The organism is Mesorhizobium sp. M0854, from assembly GCF_040319815.1.
Taxonomy (GTDB): domain Bacteria; phylum Pseudomonadota; class Alphaproteobacteria; order Rhizobiales; family Rhizobiaceae; genus Mesorhizobium.
In genome coordinates, this window is record NZ_JAMYOL010000009.1 from 102,802 (window position 1) to 121,679 (window position 18,878).

Sequence of the window (18,878 nt, forward strand, 5' to 3'; positions counted from 1 at the left end):
CGGCCCGCCGGCAACGAGTAGCGCCTCAGTGCGATCACGGTCACGTTTCGTTTCCTGTGCGCTTGCGGCGAATCCTGGCGTCGTCCGATCGCGAACTCGTAGTTCTCAGCTTCATCTTTCATTTGCCGGACGACATTGCCAGTCGCAAGGCCGCCCCGCCCTGGAAAGCCGCCTGCCCTAGATTGGACAGCGGCGCGGCAATGTTCCCAATGTAGGCCGCCCAAGCCAACCTGAATGACGGGAATTACGGTGGACACTTTTTGCGGCGGCATTCAGGGCGTTTCCGCCGCAAATCTCAAATGCGCGTTTTTTAGTCTTCCCTGACCGGCAGCGCCTTTTCACCGGAATTGACCGCCCTATTTCGCCTCGACAGGTGGGTGGCTGCTTGCTGGACGAGTCCCTTGCGGCGAGTACGGCATGTGCTTCGAGGTACCCCCACATGAACTTCCACGATCGGCACCTATTGAGGTTGCGGGTGAACGGAGAGGATCACAGCCTTTCCGATCTCGATCCCCGCGTCACGCTACTCGACCTGCTGCGCGAGCGGCTGCATCTGACCGGAACGAAAAAGGGATGCAATTTCGGCGAGTGCGGCGCCTGCACCGTGCATCTCGACGAACGGCGTGTGAATGCCTGCATGATACTTGCCGTGTCCTGCGAGGGACGCGAGGTCACGACGATCGAAGGGCTGGCAGACGGCGACGCGCTTCATCCCGTGCAGCAGGCGTTCATCGATCATGATGGTTTCCAGTGCGGATTCTGCACGCCCGGCCAGGTGATGTCGGCGGCGGCGCTGATCGAGGAGGGACACACCGGCTCCGATACCGAGATCCGCGAATGGATGAGCGGCAATCTGTGCCGCTGCTCCGCCTATCCGCAAATCGCCGAGGCGGTGCGCGCGGCGGCCGGGAGGGTGAGCCAATGACCCCATTCGTCTACGCGCGCGCCGATAGCCTGGGCGAAACGATCGCGGCCGGTGCAGCGCCGGACAGCGCCTTTCTCGCCGGCGGCACCGAATTGCTCAACTGGCTGCGCCTTGGCATTGCCGAGCCGGTGCGGATCATCGACATCTCCCGCCTCGACGGGCTGGATCAGATCGAGGCACTGCCCGGCGGCGGCTTGACGATCGGCGCGCTGACGCATCTCAACGATGTCGCGCAGCATGCGCTGGTGATGCGCGACTATCCGGTGTTGAGCCAGGCGATCCTCAACGCGGCGTCGCCGCAACTGAGAAATCTCGCAACGATTGGCGGCAATCTGCTGCAGAAGACGCGCTGTGCCTATTTCCGCGCCGAAGAGCAGCTGCCATGCAACAAGCGTCAGCTCGGCTCCGGCTGCTCGGCATTGCATGGCATCAACGACAATCACGCGATATTCGGCTGGACCGAGGATTGCGTCGCCACCCAGCCATCCGACCCGGCCGTGGCGCTGGCAGCACTTGATGCGGTCATCGTCACCGCGCACCGCAGCGGCGGCCGGCGCATTCCGGCAGCCGAATTCCACCTGCTTCCCGATACGCGGCCCGAGGCGGACAATGTGTTGCAGCAAGGCGAACTGATCACGGCAATCGAGCTGCCGGCGCCGGCGCCGCGATCGGCTTACCTCAAGGTGCGCGAGCGCGAATCCTACGAATACGCCATCGTCTCTGCCGCCGCTGTGCTGGAGATGGACGGCCAAACCATCCGTCGGGCGGCCCTGGCGCTGGGGTCCGTCGCGCTGCGGCCGTGGCGGCTGAGCGCCGCCGAGGAGCAGCTCGCCGGTGCCGAAATCGGCGATCGCGAGGCGTTGAGCACCACTATCGAGCAATCCTTCGCCGAAGCGCGTCCCTTGTCGCAGAACGCCTACAAGATCGAACTGGCCAAGACCGCCACTTTGCGGGCGATCGAAAGAGCAGCGAGGATGCCGTCATGATGATCAGCCAGCCTGTTGCCCGCCCTGACGGCGGCGTCAAGGTGACCGGCCGCGCCCGCTATGCGGCCGACTATTTCGCCCCCGACCTGCTCTATGCGGTACTCGTGACCGCGCCCGTTCCGGCCGGCCGCGTGACGTCGATCATGGTCGACGACGCGCTCGCCGAGAAGGGCGTCGTGCGTGTGCTCACGCATGAGGACATGCCAAAATTCGGCCGGTTCGCATCGCCAAGGGCCGAGCCGGATACGCAGATGCAGCAAGCCGAAGGCCCGCCGGCCGCGCAGAGCTTCATGCCCATGCAGAGCGACGAAATACGTCACGAGGGCCAGCCGCTTGCCATTGTGCTGGGCGAGACGCTGGAGGCGGCGGAAGCCGGCGCTCGCCGCGTCGCGTTGCGCTACGAGTTCGCCGAGCCGGAGTTGCCGGCACCGCCGGAGTGGACCGCCATCGACAAGGCTGCAGTCTCGCCGAGGGAGAGCGGCTTCCTGTTCCTGGAGCCGACGTTTACGAAGGGCGAGGTCGACCGCGGGCTTGCTGACGCCGCCGCCACGGTCGAAGCCGTCTATTTGCAGCCGTCGCGCCATCACAACGCCATGGAGCCCTCGGCGACGCTCGCTGAGTGGAATGACGGAGAGCTGACGCTGCACGATGCCACGCAGCACGTCTACGGTGTCCGCCAGGTGCTTGCCGCCCGCATGAATGTCCCGGCCGAGAAGGTCCGCGTGATTTCCCGCCATACCGGCGGCGGCTTCGGCGGCAAGGGCTGGATCTGGCCGCATCAGGTGCTGGCCGCCGCCGCCGCGCGCATCATGCAGCGCCCGGTCAGGCTCGCGCTCAGCCGCGCCAATGCCTATTCCTGCCTCGGCTACCAGCCGCGCATGGCACAGAAGATCGTGCTGGCTGCGGACAGCTCGGGCAAGCTGACCGCCGTACAGCAGGACGTGATCAACCTGACCACCGTGAGCGACGATTTCGTCGAGTTCGCCACCGAAGCCTCGAAGGGTCTCTACGCCACGCCGGCGATGCGTCTCAGCCAGCGCGTCGAGCGCGCGAACGTCGCCATGCCGACGGCGCTGCGCGCGCCGGTCGAGGGTCCAGGCACCTGGGCCCTCGAAAGCGCGATGGACGAGCTCGCCCACCGCCTGGGCGTCGATCCGCTCGACCTGCGTCTGATCAACCATGCGGACACGGATCCGGCCACCGGCCAGCCCTGGTCATCGAAGAAGCTGCGCGAGGCCTATGAGGAAGGCGCCCGCCTGTTCGGCTGGCGCGAGCGCCCGCGCAAGCCGCAACGCGACGGCGATTGGCTGATCGGCTACGGCATGGCGACCTGTACCATGGGTTGTTTCCGCCACCCGACGCCTGCAGCCGAGGTCAGGCTGCACAGGGACGGCACGGTGCTCATCCGCACCGGCACGCAGGACATAGGGACCGGAACACTCACCATCTTTCCGCAGATCGCAGCCGACGTGCTGGGCCTGCCGATGGAGAAGATCGAGTTGGAAATGGGCGATACGCAGCTGCCGGAGGCGGGACCGACCTATGGCTCGTCATCGACCATGGGGGTGGGCGCGGCGGTGCTTGCCGCCGCCGAAGATGCGCGTTCGCAGCTTGCCCGTCTTGCCAATCTGCTGCCGGACGAGGTGGAGATGCAGGACGGCAAGATTCGCCGCAGGGGCGCTGCCGGCGGTCAGACGATCGCGGATGTGATGAGCCATACCGACATCGGCGAGATCGTCGGCGCCGGCTCGTTCGATCCGGCGCAGCATGGCAAAGGCCTCGCTATGCGCACTTTCGGCGCGATTTTCATGGAGGTCGGCGTCGATCCGGGGCTCGGCCTGCTCAGGCTCCGTCGCGCCGTCGGCAGCTACAGCGCCGGCCGCATCGTCAATCCCCGCACCGCACGCAGCCAGATGACGGGCGGCATCATCTGGGGCTGGGGCATGGCGGCAATGGAGCAGAGCAGGCACGAACCGGTGCTAGGGCGGTTCCTGTCGAAAAACCTTTCCGGGGTCGCCATTCCGGTCAACGCCGACATTCCCGGCGACATCATAATCCACTTCGTCGATGAGGTGGACGAGCATGCCAGCCCGATCGGCGGCAAAGGCATCGGCGAACTCGGCGCCACCGGCGTTGCCGCTGCTGTTGCCAACGCCGTCTTCGACGCCACAGGCAAGCGGATCCGGGAGTTGCCGATCACGCCGGAAAAACTGCTGTAGAAGGACCGGCCCGCGGAAGCGTCTGCTCGACGAGGTTGACGTAATAGCGCATCACCGTCGGCACGATCCCGTCGTTGAAAACGTAGCGGTCGCCGTGCAGGCCTTTGCCCGGGCCGACCTCGCCGGCGCCGATCCACGCATAGCAGCCGCCGGCGTCGCGGATCATGAAAGCGAAATCCTCGCAGCCGAGACTGGGGCTGAACTCGGTCAAGACATTCTCCCGGCCGACGACGGAGGCGGCGGCCACGACGGCGCGGGCCGTCGCATCCGCCGTATTGATCAGCGGCGGATAGCCCTTCCTGTAGTCGAGCCTGGTCTTGAGCGAATGCGCGGCGGCAATACCTTGTGCGATCTCGCCGATCAGCCTCTCGCAATGGTCGGAAAGGCCGTGCTCGAAGAAGCGGCAGGTGCCTTGCAGCCAGACCTTGCCCGGCACGATGTTGCCGACGTTGCCGCCATGGATCTGCGTGATGCTGACGACAAGCGCGCTCTGCGGGTCGACCGAGCGGCTGACAATGCGCTGGACGGCTTGCACGAAGGCGCCGGCGGCCAGGATCGGGTCGTCGCCGAGCTGCGGCATCGCGGCATGCGCGCCAAGACCCTCGAAGGTCAGCTCGAAATTATCGACGGCCGCCATTTGCGGCCCGACGCGGGCGGCGATCGTCCCCAGCCTGATGTCCGGCCAGTTGTGGACCGCATAGACCGCTTCGACCGGAAAGCGCTTGAACAGGCCGTCCTCGATCATGCGCATGCTGCCGCCCTCGTTTTCCTCGGCCGGCTGAAAGATGAAAGTGACGGTGCCGTCGAAGGTGCGCGATTGACTGAGCAGTTTGGCGGCGCCGAGCAGCATGGCGGTGTGGCCGTCATGGCCACAGGCGTGCATCACGCCCTCTTGCCTCGAAGCATAGGGCAGGCCGGTTTTCTCCAGCACAGGAAGCGCGTCGAGCTCGGCGCGAAGGCCGATAGCGCACGTTCCAGCGCCGCTGCGCAGGACACCGACGACGCCGGTGCCGCCGATCCCTTCATGCACCTCGTCGACGCCGAAGGAGCGCAGCTTCTCTGCAACGAAACGCGCCGTTTCGTATTCATTGAATGCGAGCTCCGGATTGGCATGGATATGGTGCCGCCAGCCTACGACCTCTGGTGTCAGCGCGGCGACGGGGTCATTATGCAACATGATGCCTCCTTTCCGCCGACAAAAGGCGGCTTGGTTTGCCAGCCATAGAAGGCCCCGCGAGAGGCGTCTTGAACCGGATTGACCATGGCAAGGACAAACGAAGCGGCAGAGACCGGGAAATACTGGCGCCATCCGTGCTTCCCCGACCTTGGCCTGTTCGAGGCGCGCTTCACCCGGCACCGCTACGACCTGCACACGCACCCGACCTATGTGATCGCCCTGATCACCTCTGGCTGCGAGCGCATTCGCATCGGCCGCAAAAGCGTTCTCGCTCCGGCAGGCACCATTGCCGTCGTCAATCCCGAGGAGTGGCATGACGGCGAACGCGGCGCGGATGAAGGCTGGGCCTACCGGACGTTTTATCCTTCGGTGCCGCTGATGAGCGCGCTTGCCCGCGAACTCGGCCGCGACGGCGCTCCGGTGTTTTCGCGCGCGACGATCGAAGACAGCAGTCTCGCCGCAGTATTGACGGCAGCGCACCAGGGCTCGACATCCCCGGACACGATGACGGCCGAGACGTCTCTGCTCGTGGCGCTGCGACGGCTGATCGTTCGCCATGGCGATTCGAGCGGACAGGCCGAAGAGATCGAAAGCTCCGGATCACAGCGAAGATTTTCGCTCTGTCGCGACCTTATCGAAAGCGAACTTGGTTCGCAGCTCGATCTCAAGCGGCTTGCCGGCGCGGCTGGCGTGACCCGGTTCCAGGTCATCCGCGACTTCAACAAGGCAATTGGCCTGACGCCGGCGGCCTATATCCGCGACCGGCGATTGCGCCGGGCGAGCACGCTGATCGAACAGGGATCTGGCCTTGCCGACGCGGCCATCGCGGCCGGTTTCGCCGACCAGAGCCATCTGTCCCGTACATTCCGGGCCATGCATGGCATGACGCCAGGCATGTTCAGAAAAGCGGGATAAACGCTGCTGGACAGGACAAGCTTGCGCGCCAATGCCCGCTGCGCAATGCTGGCGCAGCTCGGGGGGAATCATGCGAAAAATCTTGGTATCGACGCTGCTCGCTGCTGCACTGTTTGCAAACAACGCTCAGGCGCTCGATGCCAGCGGCACGCCGGTTGTCGTGACCCCGCTTGCCTCTCGCACCGAGACCGCGTCCGGCCAGCCGATCACGCTGCCGCAGAAGAACGTCCAGGTCCTGGTCTCGGCCTATCAGATCGCGCCGGGCGCGACCTTGCCGGTCCACAAGCATCCGTTTCCGCGCTATGCCTATGTCGAGGCCGGCACGCTTCAGGTCACCAATGTCGAGACCGGCAAGAGCAACACCTATCAAACAGGTGATTTCATCATCGAGATGATCGGGCAATGGCATCAGGCGACCAATGTCGGCGCCGACCCGGTCAAGCTGCTGGTCATCGACCAGGTCGAAGAAGGCACCAGGAACACGGTGTTGCGCCAGTAGCTGCCAGGTCTGAGAACGGCGTCCGGGGCGGATCCAGCACAGCGCGTAACAGACGTCAGAACGCGAACCCCTCCGGCAAATTGTGATTCCAATAGCCTTCCTCGACAAGTTCACTTATGCGCCAGCCCTCGGACGTGCGTACGACGCGGTCTCGATACCAAAGCCCCTGGAAGAAGACCTGCCTTTTGCCTTCGCCGAGGTCTACCACCATCGGGCATGAACAATGCACGCGCGCGCTGGCCTCGTCCCCTCGGAGATCCAGAAGGATTGTCGAAATGGCGTGCTGCGAGATCAATATCTTGGAAAGGGCGCCTTTCATGTAAGCAACATGCTCATCCACACCGCTCCTGATTCCACCTGTTACAGTGTCGTCAAGCAAGGCATCGGCTGTGAATATTTTGCGATAGGCTTCCCAGTCGCGATCGTCCACCGCATAGCAATAGCGAACAAGCAGCTGTTCGATCTCAAGCCTATCGGAAACCTCCTGCAATGAAAGGGTCATGTCCTGTCTCCGCGGTTGGCGGCACTAATGCCGCATGCGCCAAGCCTGCCCCGACATTTCGATCAATATTCACGTTGCCGATGCTCCGAGCAACCTCGCCGCGCGATTGGGCCTGCGCAAACCCGAACACTCATTTGGCCTCCGCCTTTACCCGGCCGGCAGCGGCGGCCAGCACGGCGCGATCCCCCTCTTCGTACAAGCGGCGGATGGAGATTGCCTTGACGCGCCAACCTTCCGGCGTCCGCACCAGCCGGTGGAGGTAGCTGCCACCGACCGTCCAGAACCGCCCGCCGATCCAGTGGGTTGCGCGGACATGGCTGCGTGCGACCGCGTCATTGCCCGCGCCCTCGACGGTGATGTTGGTTATGAGGTGCTGGGTGGCGTCGAAGCCCGGCAGCAGCCGTTGCCACTGCGCGATCAGCGCGTCGCTGCCGCTGGTCGTGACCTCGCCGCCGAAGAGGCTGGTGTAGTCGGTCGTGACACGGGCCGCGAGATAGGATCTGACCCGGTTCCATTCACGCAGATCGGCATAGAGGCCGATCCCGGCAATCGCCTCGGCGATTGCGATCCTGTCTTTGACCGTCAGCGCATCTCCCGGAGCGCTCGAGGCGGGCGCCGAGACGGCGGAAATCATCGCAGCGGAAACCGCCGAGGCCAGGACATGCCGGCGCGTGACGAGGCTCATTGTCCCGCCTCCCCCGCACTGCCCAGCGTCGCGCGGAAGTGCGCGGCGACGGTATCGCTTGCGGCCTTCACCGGCGCGGCACGATCGTAGAAATCGAACTGGGTGACGTTGTCGAGCCACAGCTCCCGCTTGGAACTGGTCAGCCGCGTGTAGAATTTGTGCGCCCCCTGCGGAATGGCAGCCGCCTCGCTGTGCACCATCAAAAAAGGCTGGTGCAGGCGCGGAGCAGCCTGGATGGCGTCGAACGTCAGCCAGCCGCGCCAGAACGCCGGATCGGCCTCGTTGCGCCAGGCCGGGATCATGCCGCGATCGGGCTCGGTGTAATAGGGCACCTTGAACATGACCGCGCGCTCGTCGGTCAGGCTCGCGGCCGGCAAGAACGCTTGCTTGCCGGTGCGGCGATACTCAGCCTCGGCCGCATCGCCCACGGCCTCAAGCCTGGCGACGCCATGCCGGCCGCCATAGGCCTGCTCGACCACTTCGGCATCCTGCAACCAGGGCGCAACGAGGGCGACCGATTTGATCGCGGCGTTTTCGGCGGCGGCGGTGACCATATAGCCGGAGCTGGCGCAAATGCCGAGCCCGCCGATGCGGTCCTGATCGGCTTCGGGCCGGCGCGAGAGATAGGCGACCGCCGCTTCGATGTCGGCGATCTTGGCCCTAGGATCCTCGTACTGGCGGCGTAGGCCGCCGCTTTCGCCCCACCCACGAAAATCGAAGGTCAAGGCGACGAAGCCACGATCGGCCATCTCGCGGGCGTAGCGGGCCGGCATCTGTTCCTTCACCGTCATCCAGGCGCCGGTCACGACCAGCGCCGGCCGAGGTTTTGCCGCGTCCATATCCTCCGGCAGATAGAGCTCGCCGACAAGCTGCTCACCATGCGAGGAGAATGTGACGTGCTCGACGCGCGGTGCGGCGACGGCATTGGTGACGGCGAGCGCGGCGGTGGTTGCTACGGCAAGTGTCAGGGTTTTAAACATCGCAAGTCTCCTTTGGCTTGGAGTGAGAAGCGCTGCGCGTTGCGAGAAAGACCGCCGTCTCAGCGCTCGCCAGCCAGTCGGCCGGGCAGCGGCTTCAGCGGGTAATGCGCCCAGTAGAAAGCGTCCGACTGGTACATGTCGGTCAAAAAATTCTGTGCCTCGGCGATCTTGCCGTCCTTGATGCGGAACATCAGCGCGTAGAACTGGTCGATCTCGGGACCTGAGCCGACATTCGACCAGCCGCGATGGACGTCGACAACGAGGTCGCCTTGCGCCTGGAAGAAGATCGGCTCGGCCTTGAACTTGCCATCGGCCAGGCCGCGGAAGAAGGCGACCACCTCGTCCGGCCCGCGCTTGTCGCCGGCGAGCGGATGATGGCCGGGAATGCGCCACACGATATCAGGCGCGAGGAAGGGCCGAACGGCCTCGGGATTGCCGGTCGCGTAAGCTGCGTAATAGTCTTTGATGAGCTGGATATTGCGGTCTTCCAGTGGCCCGCTGTGCGCCGGGGCGGCAGACACCGCCAGAAGAGTGCCGGCGGCGAGTAAAGCAAGCCTGGTCATCGATCCTGTTTCCTTGTCTTTTCGAGCCGTTCCCGAGGCCGGTTCGTCGGACCCAACATGACGCCTTTTGTTCGCCGGAAAAACCAGTAGAGTTCGACAGGGCTATTTGGAAAATCCTTACAATGCGCCTCGACCAGTTCAGCGGCATCGTCGCCTTCGTGAAAGTCGCCGAGGCCAGGAGCTTCACCCGCGCCGCCGCCGAGCTCGGCGTCGCTCCGGCCTCGTTGAGCGAGGCGGTCAAGGGGCTCGAGCAGCGTCTGGGGGTGCGGCTGCTCAACCGCACGACCCGCAGCGTTGGCTTGACCGAGGCTGGCGCCCACTACCTCGACCATGTGCGTCCGGCAGCCGAAGATATCTGGGCGGCTGGTGCGGCTCTGCGCGACAGCCGCGATCGTCCCGCCGGCACGCTGCGCCTCAGCCTGCCGTGGATCGCCGCTCCGCTGCTGATCGAGCCGCTGATGCGGCCGTTCATGGATGCTTATCCCGAAGTGCGGCTTAGTCTGATTTTCGACGACAGCTTCGTCGATATCGCCGCCGATGGCTTCGACGCCGGCCTGCGCATCGGCGAGCTTCTCGAGAAAGACATGATCGGCGCGCGTCTGGGCGGGCCACTGCAGATGGTCGTGGTGGGTAGCCCCGATTATCTGGCGCGCAACGGCACACCGAAGCGGCCGGCCGACCTCGCCGCCCATCGCTGCATCGCATTCGCCCTCACCCGCACCCGCGCGATTTCGCCCTGGGAGTTCACCGTGGATGGACGCGAAGTCGCATTCACGCCGGACGCATGTCTGGTCGTGAACACACTTCCGCTGTGCATTACCGCCGCCGCGCAAGGGCTGGGCCTCGCCTTCGCCGTCGAGGGCCTCGCCGCGCCGCTTCTCGCCTCAGGCGCGCTGGTCAAGGTGCTGGAGCCTTTCTGTCCCGCTTACGAGCCGCTCCACCTCTATTATCCGAGCCGCCGCCTGGTACCGCCGAAGCTGCGGGCCTTCATCGACTTCGTCCGCGCGAATTCGTACAAGCTGCGGATCTGAAGTGGCTTTTCGAGAACCCGGCCCCGTTCAGCCCCAGGCGCCGACAATCTGCCTGGTGGTTGCGTTGAGCCGGTTGAATGCGTTGATCAGGGCAATCTGGACGACCAGGGCGGCAAGCGCCTTTTCGTCATAGTGCCGGGCGACCTCGTCCCAGACTGCATCCGGCACCGGATCCGGCCGATCGGCCAACCGGGTTGCCGCCTCGGTCAGTGCCAGCGCGGCGCGTTCGGCGTCGGTGAAGTAGGGTGTCTCCCGCCATGCGGACACGGCAAAGATGCGCTCGTCCTTCTCGCCGGCCTTCTTCAATTCGCGCGCATGCATATCGACGCAGAGGCTGCATCCGTTGATCTGGCTGGCGCGTAAATGGACGAGCTTGCGCGTCACATAGGACAGGTCGGCCGTCTCCGTCGACTTGTCCAGCGCGAGCAGTGCCTGCAAGGCGCCGGGAATGAGCATCACCGGGTTTTTCAACCGTGCTTGCATGGTGGTCTCCTTAGGCGTGTTTCTGCCGGCCGCACATTTAGCTTTCGGTCGGCTGTGCTGTTAATCAATCAATAACTCGCTAGCTATGAATCGACATATAGCTGAACGGTTATGGATATGTCAAGCGGCAAAATTGGAGCACCGCCGGCCGCCCTGTCGCGTGTTGAGCCAACAGTTCCGGCTTTCATCGCACCATGCCCGATGCTACCGCTGGGCAGCTGAAATCATCGACGGATCGCCTATGATCGAGACCGAACGCCCTCGCCTGCCGCTGATCGAGATCTGCGTCGAAGGCATAGACGGCCTGCTGGCCGCGCAAGCCGCAGGCGCCGACCGTGTCGAGCTCTGTGCCAGCCTGATCGAGGGCGGCATCACACCGAGCTTCGGCACGGTGCGCACGGCGCTCGAGCTGGCGACGATCCCCTTCCACGTCATCGTGCGGCCGCGCGGCGGCGATTTTCTCTATGGCGAAGCCGAATATCGTTCGATGCTCGCCGATGTCGGCGCGCTTGCCGAGCTCGGCGTCGCCGGTGTCGTCGTCGGTTGCCTCACTGCCGACGGCACCATCGACGAACAGCGCATGAGCGAATTGGTTAAGGCGGCGGGAAACTTGAACGTCACCTGCCACCGCGCCTTCGACATGACCCGCGATCCGACAGAGGCGCTGGAAGCGCTGATCCGCTGCAAGGTCGGCCGCGTGCTGACCAGCGGCCAGCGCGACACGGCGCTCGAGGGCGCTGACCTGCTCGCCGATCTTGTCAGGCAGGCCGGCGACCGCATCATCATCCTCGGCTGCGGCGGGCTTGATCCCGAGAACATCGGCAAGGTGCGGAGGAAAACCGGGTTGAGCGAAATGCACTTCGCCGCGCTCAAGGACGTGCCGAGTGCCATGCGTTACCGCAACCCGAAAGTCGGCATGGGCGGCACCGACCTCGACCGCGAATACCGCAACACCGTGACCGACGAGGCGCTGGTGGCGGCGACCATCGCAGCCGCCCGGCTGTGATCCTGGAAGATCGAACAACATGATCGAAGTGCGTTTGCCGATCGAACGGGTTTCGCCGCGTGATGAGTCCGCAATCCTCGCGCTCAACAACGAGCATGCCGCCGAATTGTCGTGGCTCGAACCCGAGCGCCTGTCCTTCCTGCTCGCCGAAGCGTTTTACACGCGCCGCATCGGTACGCTCGAAGCCTTCATCATGACCTTCGACCAGGACGCCAGCTACGACAGCCCGAACTTCCTGTGGTTTCGCCAGCGTTACCCGCGGTTCGTCTATGTCGATCGCGTCGTGGTCGCCGCCGCAGCGCGCGGGCGCGGCCATGCCCGCCGGCTGTACGAGGATCTGTTCGAGCAGGCGTCACGCGCGGGCCAGGCGATCGTCACCTGCGAAGTCAATGCCGAGCCACCCAATCCGGCTTCGGACGCCTTCCATGCCGCACTCGGCTTTGCGGAAGTGGGCGACGCGGTAATCCACGGCGGCAGGAAAGCCGTGCGGTATTATGCAAGACGGATCGCCGGCTGAACGGCGGGCGCCGTACGCCCTACCAATTGCGGTTCAGCCAGGAGCGGGCCGGCTTTTCGATGATGTAGTAGCTGCACAGCGCGCAAGCGAACGCCGCCGCAAGCATCAACCACGGCGAACTGCCTTTTATGTCGACGAATTGATAAAAGGGCTGCTGCCAAAGATAGAGCGAATACGACCACAGCCCCAGCATCGTCATCGGCAGGGACGATAGAAACCCGGTCAGATACCGGCTGCCGAAGTCGAGCGAATTGACGGCGAGTGCCAGCAGCGGCACCGCGACCAGATAGTGGATCGGGGTTGGCACGGCAGCCATGAAAAGGAGCACAGCCAGTACTGAGGCCGCCAGGGCGACATGCGGCCCCTTGAACAGCGCCGGCAGCCTGTCGTCGGCCTTGAGCAGGCATATCACCGCCGACAGCAGGATCGAGGCGATGTGCACGTCGGTGCGCCAATAGGTGCCCTCGTAGCCTATTGCGAGCACCCAGTAGGAGATGGCGCCGTTTGCCATGGCCAGCACCGACAATGCACCGAGCAACATGATGACCCGGGACCGCCCCGAGACGACGACGCTGATCAGCGCCAGGATGATATAGGCGTGCTCTTCGACGCAGAGCGACCAGATATGGTCGAGCGCGCCGGCGCGGGTGACGAGAATTCCGGCATAGTTGTAGGTGAACGTCAGCGCCGTCAGCGCCGCCTTCCACTTGAAGGCGATGAATGTGCCGGACAGGGCAACCATCGCGGCGACGACAAAAATCAGCAGTGCCGGGTAGATGCGGGAGAACCGGCGCTTGAAGAATTTCTTCAGCGGATAGTATTCGACAAACAGGATCTCGGCCATCAGCCGGCCGCTGAGCACGAAGAAGAATTCGACGCCCAGGACGCCGAGATTGATGCCGGGAACGGGGAAGAAATGGCCGATCAGCACCAGCGCGATCGACAGGCCGCGCCAGCCGTCGAGATAGGCAAGCCTGGTTCTTGCCGAGCTATCGGCGACAGGCCTGGACACGACAAGACGCGTCGCGGAGATGTCCGTCATGCCGGTCCCTTCATTGAACCTGCGAAAGGCGGGCTGGAGGCCGCATTCCTCCAGCTATATTGCAGCGCACCAGAGCTTTGTGCAAGTGCGAGATAACGACACGCCCGAAGTACGGGGGCGGACCGAAAGGGGGCTGTCACGTCCGTTCCCCGAAACGGTCGACAGTCTCAGGCGTTGGCGGCAGGCGCTGCGCGCCATGGCCAGCCTAACGGCAAATGGTACATCTCCATCTTGGCCGGCAGAGCAAAATGTACCGGTGATTTCCGCGGCACCGTGCGGCAGGCCTGCTCTTCCGCCATCCAATGCCTTGCCCGTTTGCCCAAATCGGCCGAATGTGCCGGCGACATATCCACTGAACTGAGACAGTGCATGACAGACTTCGTCCTTCCCCTGCCCGCAACCCCGTCGGTGGCCGTGGCCGGCTCGCCGGAGCGTTTTGCCGTGCGCCGGATCTTCTGCGTCGGCCGCAACTACGCCGCTCATGCCCGCGAGCTCGGCAATGACGAGCGCGACCCGCCCTTCTTCTTCACCAAGCCAGGCGACGCAGTGGTCGATGCGGCGGTCGGTTCGGGCACGATTATCCCCTACCCGCCGCTGACCCAAAACCTGCATCACGAAATCGAGCTGGTCGTCGCGATCGGCGGAGCCGGCTTCCGCATCCGGCGCGAGCGCGCGCTGGACCATGTCTGGGGCTACGGCGTCGGCGTCGACCTGACTCGCCGCGACCTTCAGGACGAGGCAAAAAAGGCGGCAAGGCCGTGGGACTGGTCGAAAGCCTTCGACCGTTCAGCGCCCTGCGGCCCGCTGGTTCCGGCGCAAAAATCCGGTCATCCCGACAAGGGCCGCATCTGGCTCGCGGTCGACGGCGAGATCAGGCAGGACGGCGACCTCGCCGAACTGATCTGGCCGGTTCCCGACATCGTCTCGATTTGCAGCGAGGCGCTAGAGCTTAAGCCCGGCGACCTGATCTTCACCGGAACACCGGCTGGCGTCGGCGCCGTCGGGCCGGGCGAAAAGATCACCGGTGGCGTCGACGGCATCGGCGAAATCGAACTGACCATCGGCCAACCGATCCGATGAGCGACATCGTCCTCCATAACTACTACCGCTCCTCGACCTCTTACCGGGTGCGGATCGCGCTGGAGATGAAGGGCCTGTCCTACGACTACGTGCCGCATCATTTGCGCCACGGCGAGCATCTCGAACCCGCCTACCTCGCGGTCAATCCGCAAGGGCTGGTGCCGGCACTGGTCCTGGACGACGGCAGGCTACTGACGCAATCGCTGGCGATCATCGAATATCTCGACGAGACCACGCCTGAGCCACCGCTGCTGCCCACGGATGCGCCTGGCCGCGCCCGCGTCAGGATGCTGGCGCAGATGATCGGCTGCGACATCCATCCGGTGAACAATCTGCGCGTGCTGACCTCGCTGCGCACACTGTTCGGCGCCGGCGACCAGGATGTCGTCAACTGGTTCCGGCACTGGGTCAACGAAGGCTTCCAGCCGCTTGAAAAGATTCTGGCTTCCTCGCCCGAGACCAAGACATTCTGCCATGGCGACACGCCGGGGCTGGCCGACATCTGCCTGGTCGCACAGGTCACCAGCAATGCCCGCTTCGGCGTCGACATGACGCCCTACCCGACAATCTCGCGCATCAATGCCGCCTGCACGGCGCTGCCGGCGTTCCAGAAGGCCGCGCCTGAGAACCAGATCGATGCCGAATAGACCGCAAATCGCAGAAGTCATGAGGAACAGCCGATGAAAGCCGTCGTCTTCGAAAAATTCGGCGAGGCGCCGACGATCCAGACCGTGCCGGATCCGACGCCGGCCCCGGAAGGCGTCGTCATCAAGGTTGAGGCCACCGGCCTCTGCCGCAGCGACTGGCATGGCTGGATGGGGCACGACGACGGTATCCGCCTGCCGCATGTGCCTGGCCACGAGCTTGCCGGCGTCGTGGCCGCGGTGGGCAACCAGGTGACCCGCTGGAAGGGCGGCGAGCGCGTCACTGTGCCGTTTGCCGTCGGCTGCGGCCGCTGCTTCGAATGCACCTCGGGCAACCACCAGGTCTGCGAACATCAGTTCCAGCCCGGCTTCAGCGCCTGGGGTTCGTTCGCCGAATATGTCGCCATCGACCATGCCGACACCAATCTCGTACGCTTGCCCGACGAGATGGAATTCGCCACCGCCGCCAGCCTCGGCTGCCGCTTCGTCACCTCGTTCCGCGCCATCGTCGATCAGGGCCGGGTGACGCCCGGCGAATGGGTGGCCGTGCATGGCTGCGGCGGCGTCGGCCTGTCGGCGATCATGATCGCCAGCGCCATGGGCGCCAATGTCGTCGCCATCGACCTCACGGACGAGAAGCTGGACTTTGCCAAAAAGATCGGCGCGGTGGCGACGATCAACGCGGCAAAGACGCCGAACGTGGTCAAGGCGGTCAAGCAGATCACCAATGGCGGCGCGCATATGTCGATGGACGCGCTCGGCCACCCCACAACCTCTTTCAACTCGATCGCGAACCTGCGCCGTCGCGGCCGCCACGTGCAGGTCGGCCTGATGCTCGGCGACCATGCCAGGCCGCAGATACCGATGGACAAGGTGATCGCATTCGAGCTCGAAATCCGCGGCAGCCACGGCATGCAGGCGTTCCGCTACCAGGCGATGATGGAGATGATCCGTACCGGCAAGCTGAAACCCGAACTGCTGGTCGGCAAGAAGATCAGCCTCGAAGAGGCGCCGGCCGCATTGATGGCGATGGGCGGCTTCGAAGGCATAGGCATCGGCGTGGTGACCAGATTCTAGATCACGCCCTGAGCCTGGATCAGCGAAACGACGCGCAGACCTCCCGCACGCAGGCTCGCAGCCAGCGTTGTGCTGGATCGGCATCGAGTCGCGGATGCCACAGCATCGAAATGGTGACCTCCTCGATATCGACCGGCAACGGGAAGCTGTACATGCCCGTGCGCGCGCCCAGCGTGTGCCGTTCGGGGACGCTGGCGATCAGATCGGAGGCGCGCGCCATGGCGAGCGTGGCCGAGAAGCTGGAAACCATGCACACGATCGTCCGCTGGAGACCGAGCAGTTTCAAGGCCTCGTCGATCGGGCCCTTTTCGCGGCCACGCCGCGAAACGCTGATGTGGCGGCCGGCCGCATAGCGTTCCGGCGTCATTGGGCCCTCGCCCAGGCTGTGACCCGTTCGCACCGCACCGATGAAGCGGTCGCGAAACAGCGCCTGAATGCGCATTTCAGGGTTCGTTTCACTGGCAACCCCGATTTCGAGGTCAACCGCCGCGTCACGCAACGACATGTCGTTCTTGTCGGATTTCGGCGCAAAACGCAGCCGCACGCCAGGTGCATCCGCTTCGACACGGGTCAGAAGACGCGGTGCGAACTCCTCGACGAAACTTTCGTTGGCGCGCAGCGTGAAGACCTTGTCGAGAGCAGAGAGGTCGAGGAGCTTGGCCGGGCGCAGCAGCGCTTCCGCATCCTGAACGACGCGGCCTACCTGTTGCTGCAATTCGAGCGCGCGCGGCGTCGCAACCAGGCCACGGCCGGCCCGGACCAACAATGGGTCGCCTGTCGCCTGGCGCAACCGCGCCAACGTCCGGCTCATCGCCGAGGGACTGAGGCGCAGCCGCCCGGCCGCGCGCGCCACACTGCCCTCGCTCAGCAGCACATCGAGGGCGACAAGCAGATTGAGATCGGGTGACGACATGGAAGGACCGTAGCACAGCTCGGCCGCGATGTGGCGTTTCATGCACGAATAAGATGCAAATACTGCGCCTTCCGCCACATCATGCGAGGGAATAGCGTCCGACAGCTCCGATTGGGGGCTGCCGGCAAAGGAGTTCACCTTGGCATCGACCGCTGAAAAGATCTGGGACGAAGTTGCCCCGGTGAGCGGCGCACGCTCGACCCGATGGGCATTGGCAAGCCTGTCGCTTTCAACGCTGCTGTCGTCGCTCGCCACCAGCATCGCCAGCGTCGGGCTGCCATCGCTGATGCAGGCATTCGGCGCATCGTTCCAGCTCGTGCAATGGGTCGTCCTGGCCTATCTGCTCGCCATTACTACCTTGATCGTCAGCGTCGGGCGGCTCGCCGACGTATTCGGCCGCCGACCGCTGTTGCTCGGCGGCATTGCCCTGTTCACGTTTGCATCGGTGCTTTGCGGGCTCGCGCCGACGCTCTGGCTGCTGATTGCCGCTCGGGCGGCACAGGGGCTCGGCGCGGCCATTATGATGGCTCTGACGCTGGCCTTTGTCGCCGACACGGTTCCCCGGGATAAAACCGGCAGCGCCATGGGCCTGCTCGGCGCCATGTCGGCGATCGGCACCACGCTTGGCCCCTCGCTTGGCGGACTGTTGATCGCCGGCCTCGGCTGGCGCGCGATCTTCCTCATCAATCTGCCATTGGGGATGCTGGCCTTTGCGCTTGCCTGGCGCTTCCTGCCGGCCGGAAAAAAGACGCCAGGTCGGCGCGGTTTCGACGGGATCGGCACGGCTTTGCTCGCGCTGACGCTAGCCGCCTATGCGCTCGCCATGACCCTTGGGCGTGGCAGTTTTGGTTCTCTCAATGTCGGCTTGCTGATTGCCGCCACCGTGGCTGGCCTGCTGTTTGTCATTGCGCAGACAAGGGTCCAGAACCCTTTGATCCAGCCTGCGAGGTTCCGCGACCAGGCGTTGAACGCAAGCCTCGCCATGAACCTGATCGTCGCCACGGTGATGATGGCGACGCTGGTGGTCGCACCATTCTATCTGTCGCGCGCGCTTGGGCTAGACGCGGCCATGGTCGGGCTGGTTCTGTCGACCGGCCCTCTGATTACCGCATTGGCGGCGCTGCCGGCCGGACGCCTGGTCGATCGTTTCGGGGCGAACCGGATGATGATCGTCGGCCTGTTCGATCTCGCTATTGGCACCTTTGCTCTGTCGCGGGCGGAATTCGGTATTGCCGGCTATGTCTTGCCAATCATCATCGTCTGCACCGGCTACAGCCTGTTTCAGACCTCCAACAATTCGGCCGTGATGACGGGCGTCGCATCCGACCAGCGTGGCGTCGTCTCCGGCCTGCTCAATCTGTCGCGCAATCTCGGCCTGATCACCGGTGCGTCGGTGATGGGCGCGGTGTTCGCCTTCGCATCGGCTGGGGAAGGCACTGGCTTGGCAGTGTTGGCACCTGCGGCAGCGGCACGAGGGATGCAGGTCACTTTCCAGGTGGCGACGGGCCTGGTGCTGATGGCGCTGATCCTTGCGGTATTTTCAGCCCGCGCCACGGCCGGGCGAACTGATATCGTTGCCAAGCATCCTTGAGGGTTTCCACCCGGTTCGCATGCAACTCCGGCAACTGGCGCAC

Annotated in this window: 20 protein-coding genes; 12 read left to right on the top strand and 8 right to left on the bottom strand. The window is 64.5% G+C overall.

Translation table 11 applies throughout. The features are described from left to right. The first annotated feature begins 439 nt into the window (after nucleotides 1-439). The 3 genes from NKH99_RS16425 to NKH99_RS16435 are packed head-to-tail and all read left to right on the top strand — an operon-like array spanning nucleotide 440 to nucleotide 4,130. On the top strand, nucleotides 440-925 hold the full coding sequence (locus NKH99_RS16425; protein WP_352614066.1) for a (2Fe-2S)-binding protein: 486 nt from the start codon (nucleotides 440-442) through the stop codon (nucleotides 923-925). Then, nucleotides 922-1,911, top strand: a complete 990-nt coding sequence (locus NKH99_RS16430; RefSeq protein WP_352614027.1) for an FAD binding domain-containing protein — start codon at nucleotides 922-924, stop codon at nucleotides 1,909-1,911. Before NKH99_RS16425 ends, NKH99_RS16430 begins: the two co-directional genes overlap by 4 nt. Further along, complete coding sequence (locus NKH99_RS16435) at nucleotides 1,908-4,130, top strand: xanthine dehydrogenase family protein molybdopterin-binding subunit (RefSeq protein ID WP_353014716.1); 2,223 nt, start codon at nucleotides 1,908-1,910, stop codon at nucleotides 4,128-4,130. Before NKH99_RS16430 ends, NKH99_RS16435 begins: the two co-directional genes overlap by 4 nt. Here NKH99_RS16435 and NKH99_RS16440 read toward each other — a convergent pair. Then, nucleotides 4,108-5,307 carry an amidohydrolase gene (locus tag NKH99_RS16440; protein ID WP_353014718.1) on the bottom strand — a complete coding sequence of 400 codons (1,200 nt, stop codon included), beginning with the start codon at nucleotides 5,305-5,307 and terminating at the stop codon, nucleotides 4,108-4,110. The two genes, NKH99_RS16435 and NKH99_RS16440, sit on opposite strands and share 23 nt — an antisense overlap. Nucleotides 5,308-5,391: 84 nt before the next feature. On the opposite strand from NKH99_RS16440, the gene NKH99_RS16445 reads away from it, so the two are divergent. Together NKH99_RS16445 and NKH99_RS16450 are read left to right on the top strand one after the other, a co-directional pair. Then, a complete protein-coding gene (locus NKH99_RS16445) occupies nucleotides 5,392-6,222 on the top strand; it encodes an AraC family transcriptional regulator (RefSeq protein ID WP_353014719.1) in 831 nt (276 codons plus the stop codon). 70 nt (nucleotides 6,223-6,292) lie between these two features. Further along, entirely contained in the window at nucleotides 6,293-6,721 is a 429-nt protein-coding gene (locus tag NKH99_RS16450; RefSeq protein ID WP_353014721.1) for a cupin domain-containing protein, read from the top strand. Between the two features lie 55 nt (nucleotides 6,722-6,776). Here NKH99_RS16450 and NKH99_RS16455 read toward each other — a convergent pair whose 3' ends face one another. The 4 genes from NKH99_RS16455 to NKH99_RS16470 form a co-directional block, all read right to left on the bottom strand. Continuing rightward, the gene (locus NKH99_RS16455; RefSeq protein ID WP_353014722.1) at nucleotides 6,777-7,223 is read right to left on the bottom strand and encodes a nuclear transport factor 2 family protein; all 447 of its coding nucleotides are present in this window, start codon (nucleotides 7,221-7,223) and stop codon (nucleotides 6,777-6,779) included. A 130-nt stretch (nucleotides 7,224-7,353) separates the two neighbouring features. Beyond that, a complete protein-coding gene (locus tag NKH99_RS16460) occupies nucleotides 7,354-7,908 on the bottom strand; it encodes a nuclear transport factor 2 family protein (RefSeq protein WP_353014724.1) in 555 nt (184 codons plus the stop codon). Further along, the gene (locus NKH99_RS16465) at nucleotides 7,905-8,888 is read right to left on the bottom strand and encodes an alpha/beta hydrolase (protein WP_352978372.1); all 984 of its coding nucleotides are present in this window, start codon (nucleotides 8,886-8,888) and stop codon (nucleotides 7,905-7,907) included. The genes NKH99_RS16460 and NKH99_RS16465 overlap by 4 nt, the downstream gene beginning before the upstream one ends. 59 nt (nucleotides 8,889-8,947) lie before the next feature. Further along, nucleotides 8,948-9,451, bottom strand: a complete 504-nt coding sequence (locus tag NKH99_RS16470; RefSeq protein WP_353014726.1) for a nuclear transport factor 2 family protein — start codon at nucleotides 9,449-9,451, stop codon at nucleotides 8,948-8,950. A gap of 122 nt (nucleotides 9,452-9,573) precedes the next feature. Between NKH99_RS16470 and NKH99_RS16475 the strand changes: the two genes are divergently transcribed. After that, the gene (locus NKH99_RS16475) at nucleotides 9,574-10,482 is read left to right on the top strand and encodes a LysR family transcriptional regulator (RefSeq protein ID WP_352500890.1); all 909 of its coding nucleotides are present in this window, start codon (nucleotides 9,574-9,576) and stop codon (nucleotides 10,480-10,482) included. Between the two features lie 27 nt (nucleotides 10,483-10,509). On the opposite strand, the gene NKH99_RS16480 is transcribed toward NKH99_RS16475, so the two are convergent. Then, a complete protein-coding gene (locus tag NKH99_RS16480) occupies nucleotides 10,510-10,965 on the bottom strand; it encodes a carboxymuconolactone decarboxylase family protein (protein ID WP_352500891.1) in 456 nt (151 codons plus the stop codon). 241 nt (nucleotides 10,966-11,206) lie between these two features. Here NKH99_RS16480 and NKH99_RS16485 point away from each other — a divergent pair, with 241 nt between their 5' ends. Further along, on the top strand, nucleotides 11,207-11,971 hold the full coding sequence (locus NKH99_RS16485) for a copper homeostasis protein CutC (protein WP_352470360.1): 765 nt from the start codon (nucleotides 11,207-11,209) through the stop codon (nucleotides 11,969-11,971). Between the two features lie 19 nt (nucleotides 11,972-11,990). After that, nucleotides 11,991-12,488, top strand: coding sequence for a GNAT family N-acetyltransferase (locus NKH99_RS16490; protein ID WP_352470358.1), 498 nt, complete (start codon nucleotides 11,991-11,993; stop codon nucleotides 12,486-12,488). Between the two features lie 19 nt (nucleotides 12,489-12,507). Here the strand turns inward: NKH99_RS16490 and NKH99_RS16495 are convergent, their stop codons facing one another. Next, complete coding sequence (locus tag NKH99_RS16495) at nucleotides 12,508-13,530, bottom strand: acyltransferase family protein (protein WP_352470357.1); 1,023 nt, start codon at nucleotides 13,528-13,530, stop codon at nucleotides 12,508-12,510. Nucleotides 13,531-13,899: 369 nt separating this feature from the next. Here NKH99_RS16495 and NKH99_RS16500 point away from each other — a divergent pair, with 369 nt between their 5' ends. From NKH99_RS16500 to NKH99_RS16510, 3 genes are read left to right on the top strand one after another with little or no spacing between them, the layout of a single operon-like run. Beyond that, nucleotides 13,900-14,610 (top strand): fumarylacetoacetate hydrolase family protein, encoded by a 711-nt coding sequence (locus NKH99_RS16500; protein ID WP_352470356.1) that lies wholly within the window; start codon nucleotides 13,900-13,902, stop codon nucleotides 14,608-14,610. Then, nucleotides 14,607-15,257, top strand: coding sequence for a maleylacetoacetate isomerase (gene maiA, locus NKH99_RS16505; protein ID WP_353014728.1), 651 nt, complete (start codon nucleotides 14,607-14,609; stop codon nucleotides 15,255-15,257). Before NKH99_RS16500 ends, maiA begins: the two co-directional genes overlap by 4 nt. A gap of 33 nt (nucleotides 15,258-15,290) precedes the next feature. Beyond that, entirely contained in the window at nucleotides 15,291-16,331 is a 1,041-nt protein-coding gene (locus NKH99_RS16510) for a zinc-dependent alcohol dehydrogenase family protein (RefSeq protein ID WP_352500893.1), read from the top strand. A gap of 19 nt (nucleotides 16,332-16,350) precedes the next feature. Here the strand turns inward: NKH99_RS16510 and NKH99_RS16515 are convergent, their stop codons facing one another. After that, nucleotides 16,351-17,244, bottom strand: a complete 894-nt coding sequence (locus NKH99_RS16515; RefSeq protein ID WP_352501099.1) for a LysR family transcriptional regulator — start codon at nucleotides 17,242-17,244, stop codon at nucleotides 16,351-16,353. A gap of 139 nt (nucleotides 17,245-17,383) precedes the next feature. On the opposite strand from NKH99_RS16515, the gene NKH99_RS16520 reads away from it, so the two are divergent. Further along, the gene (locus NKH99_RS16520) at nucleotides 17,384-18,835 is read left to right on the top strand and encodes an MFS transporter (protein ID WP_502893714.1); all 1,452 of its coding nucleotides are present in this window, start codon (nucleotides 17,384-17,386) and stop codon (nucleotides 18,833-18,835) included. Nucleotides 18,836-18,878: the final 43 nt, after the last annotated feature.

Excerpts from the sequence above, each read along its gene's own strand:
- NKH99_RS16425 (WP_352614066.1), top strand. The coding sequence starts at position 440 with ATGAACTTCCACGATCGGCACCTATTGAGGTTGCGGGTGAACGGAGAG.
- NKH99_RS16430 (WP_352614027.1), top strand. The coding sequence starts at position 922 with ATGACCCCATTCGTCTACGCGCGCGCCGATAGCCTGGGCGAAACGATC.
- NKH99_RS16435 (WP_353014716.1), top strand. The coding sequence starts at position 1,908 with ATGATGATCAGCCAGCCTGTTGCCCGCCCTGACGGCGGCGTCAAGGTG.
- NKH99_RS16440 (WP_353014718.1), bottom strand. The coding sequence starts at position 5,307 with ATGTTGCATAATGACCCCGTCGCCGCGCTGACACCAGAGGTCGTAGGC.
- NKH99_RS16445 (WP_353014719.1), top strand. The coding sequence starts at position 5,392 with ATGGCAAGGACAAACGAAGCGGCAGAGACCGGGAAATACTGGCGCCAT.
- NKH99_RS16450 (WP_353014721.1), top strand. The coding sequence starts at position 6,293 with ATGCGAAAAATCTTGGTATCGACGCTGCTCGCTGCTGCACTGTTTGCA.
- NKH99_RS16455 (WP_353014722.1), bottom strand. The coding sequence starts at position 7,223 with ATGACCCTTTCATTGCAGGAGGTTTCCGATAGGCTTGAGATCGAACAG.
- NKH99_RS16460 (WP_353014724.1), bottom strand. The coding sequence starts at position 7,908 with ATGAGCCTCGTCACGCGCCGGCATGTCCTGGCCTCGGCGGTTTCCGCT.
- NKH99_RS16465 (WP_352978372.1), bottom strand. The coding sequence starts at position 8,888 with ATGTTTAAAACCCTGACACTTGCCGTAGCAACCACCGCCGCGCTCGCC.
- NKH99_RS16470 (WP_353014726.1), bottom strand. The coding sequence starts at position 9,451 with ATGACCAGGCTTGCTTTACTCGCCGCCGGCACTCTTCTGGCGGTGTCT.
- NKH99_RS16475 (WP_352500890.1), top strand. The coding sequence starts at position 9,574 with ATGCGCCTCGACCAGTTCAGCGGCATCGTCGCCTTCGTGAAAGTCGCC.
- NKH99_RS16480 (WP_352500891.1), bottom strand. The coding sequence starts at position 10,965 with ATGCAAGCACGGTTGAAAAACCCGGTGATGCTCATTCCCGGCGCCTTG.
- NKH99_RS16485 (WP_352470360.1), top strand. The coding sequence starts at position 11,207 with ATGATCGAGACCGAACGCCCTCGCCTGCCGCTGATCGAGATCTGCGTC.
- NKH99_RS16490 (WP_352470358.1), top strand. The coding sequence starts at position 11,991 with ATGATCGAAGTGCGTTTGCCGATCGAACGGGTTTCGCCGCGTGATGAG.
- NKH99_RS16495 (WP_352470357.1), bottom strand. The coding sequence starts at position 13,530 with ATGACGGACATCTCCGCGACGCGTCTTGTCGTGTCCAGGCCTGTCGCC.
- NKH99_RS16500 (WP_352470356.1), top strand. The coding sequence starts at position 13,900 with ATGACAGACTTCGTCCTTCCCCTGCCCGCAACCCCGTCGGTGGCCGTG.
- maiA (WP_353014728.1), top strand. The coding sequence starts at position 14,607 with ATGAGCGACATCGTCCTCCATAACTACTACCGCTCCTCGACCTCTTAC.
- NKH99_RS16510 (WP_352500893.1), top strand. The coding sequence starts at position 15,291 with ATGAAAGCCGTCGTCTTCGAAAAATTCGGCGAGGCGCCGACGATCCAG.
- NKH99_RS16515 (WP_352501099.1), bottom strand. The coding sequence starts at position 17,244 with ATGTCGTCACCCGATCTCAATCTGCTTGTCGCCCTCGATGTGCTGCTG.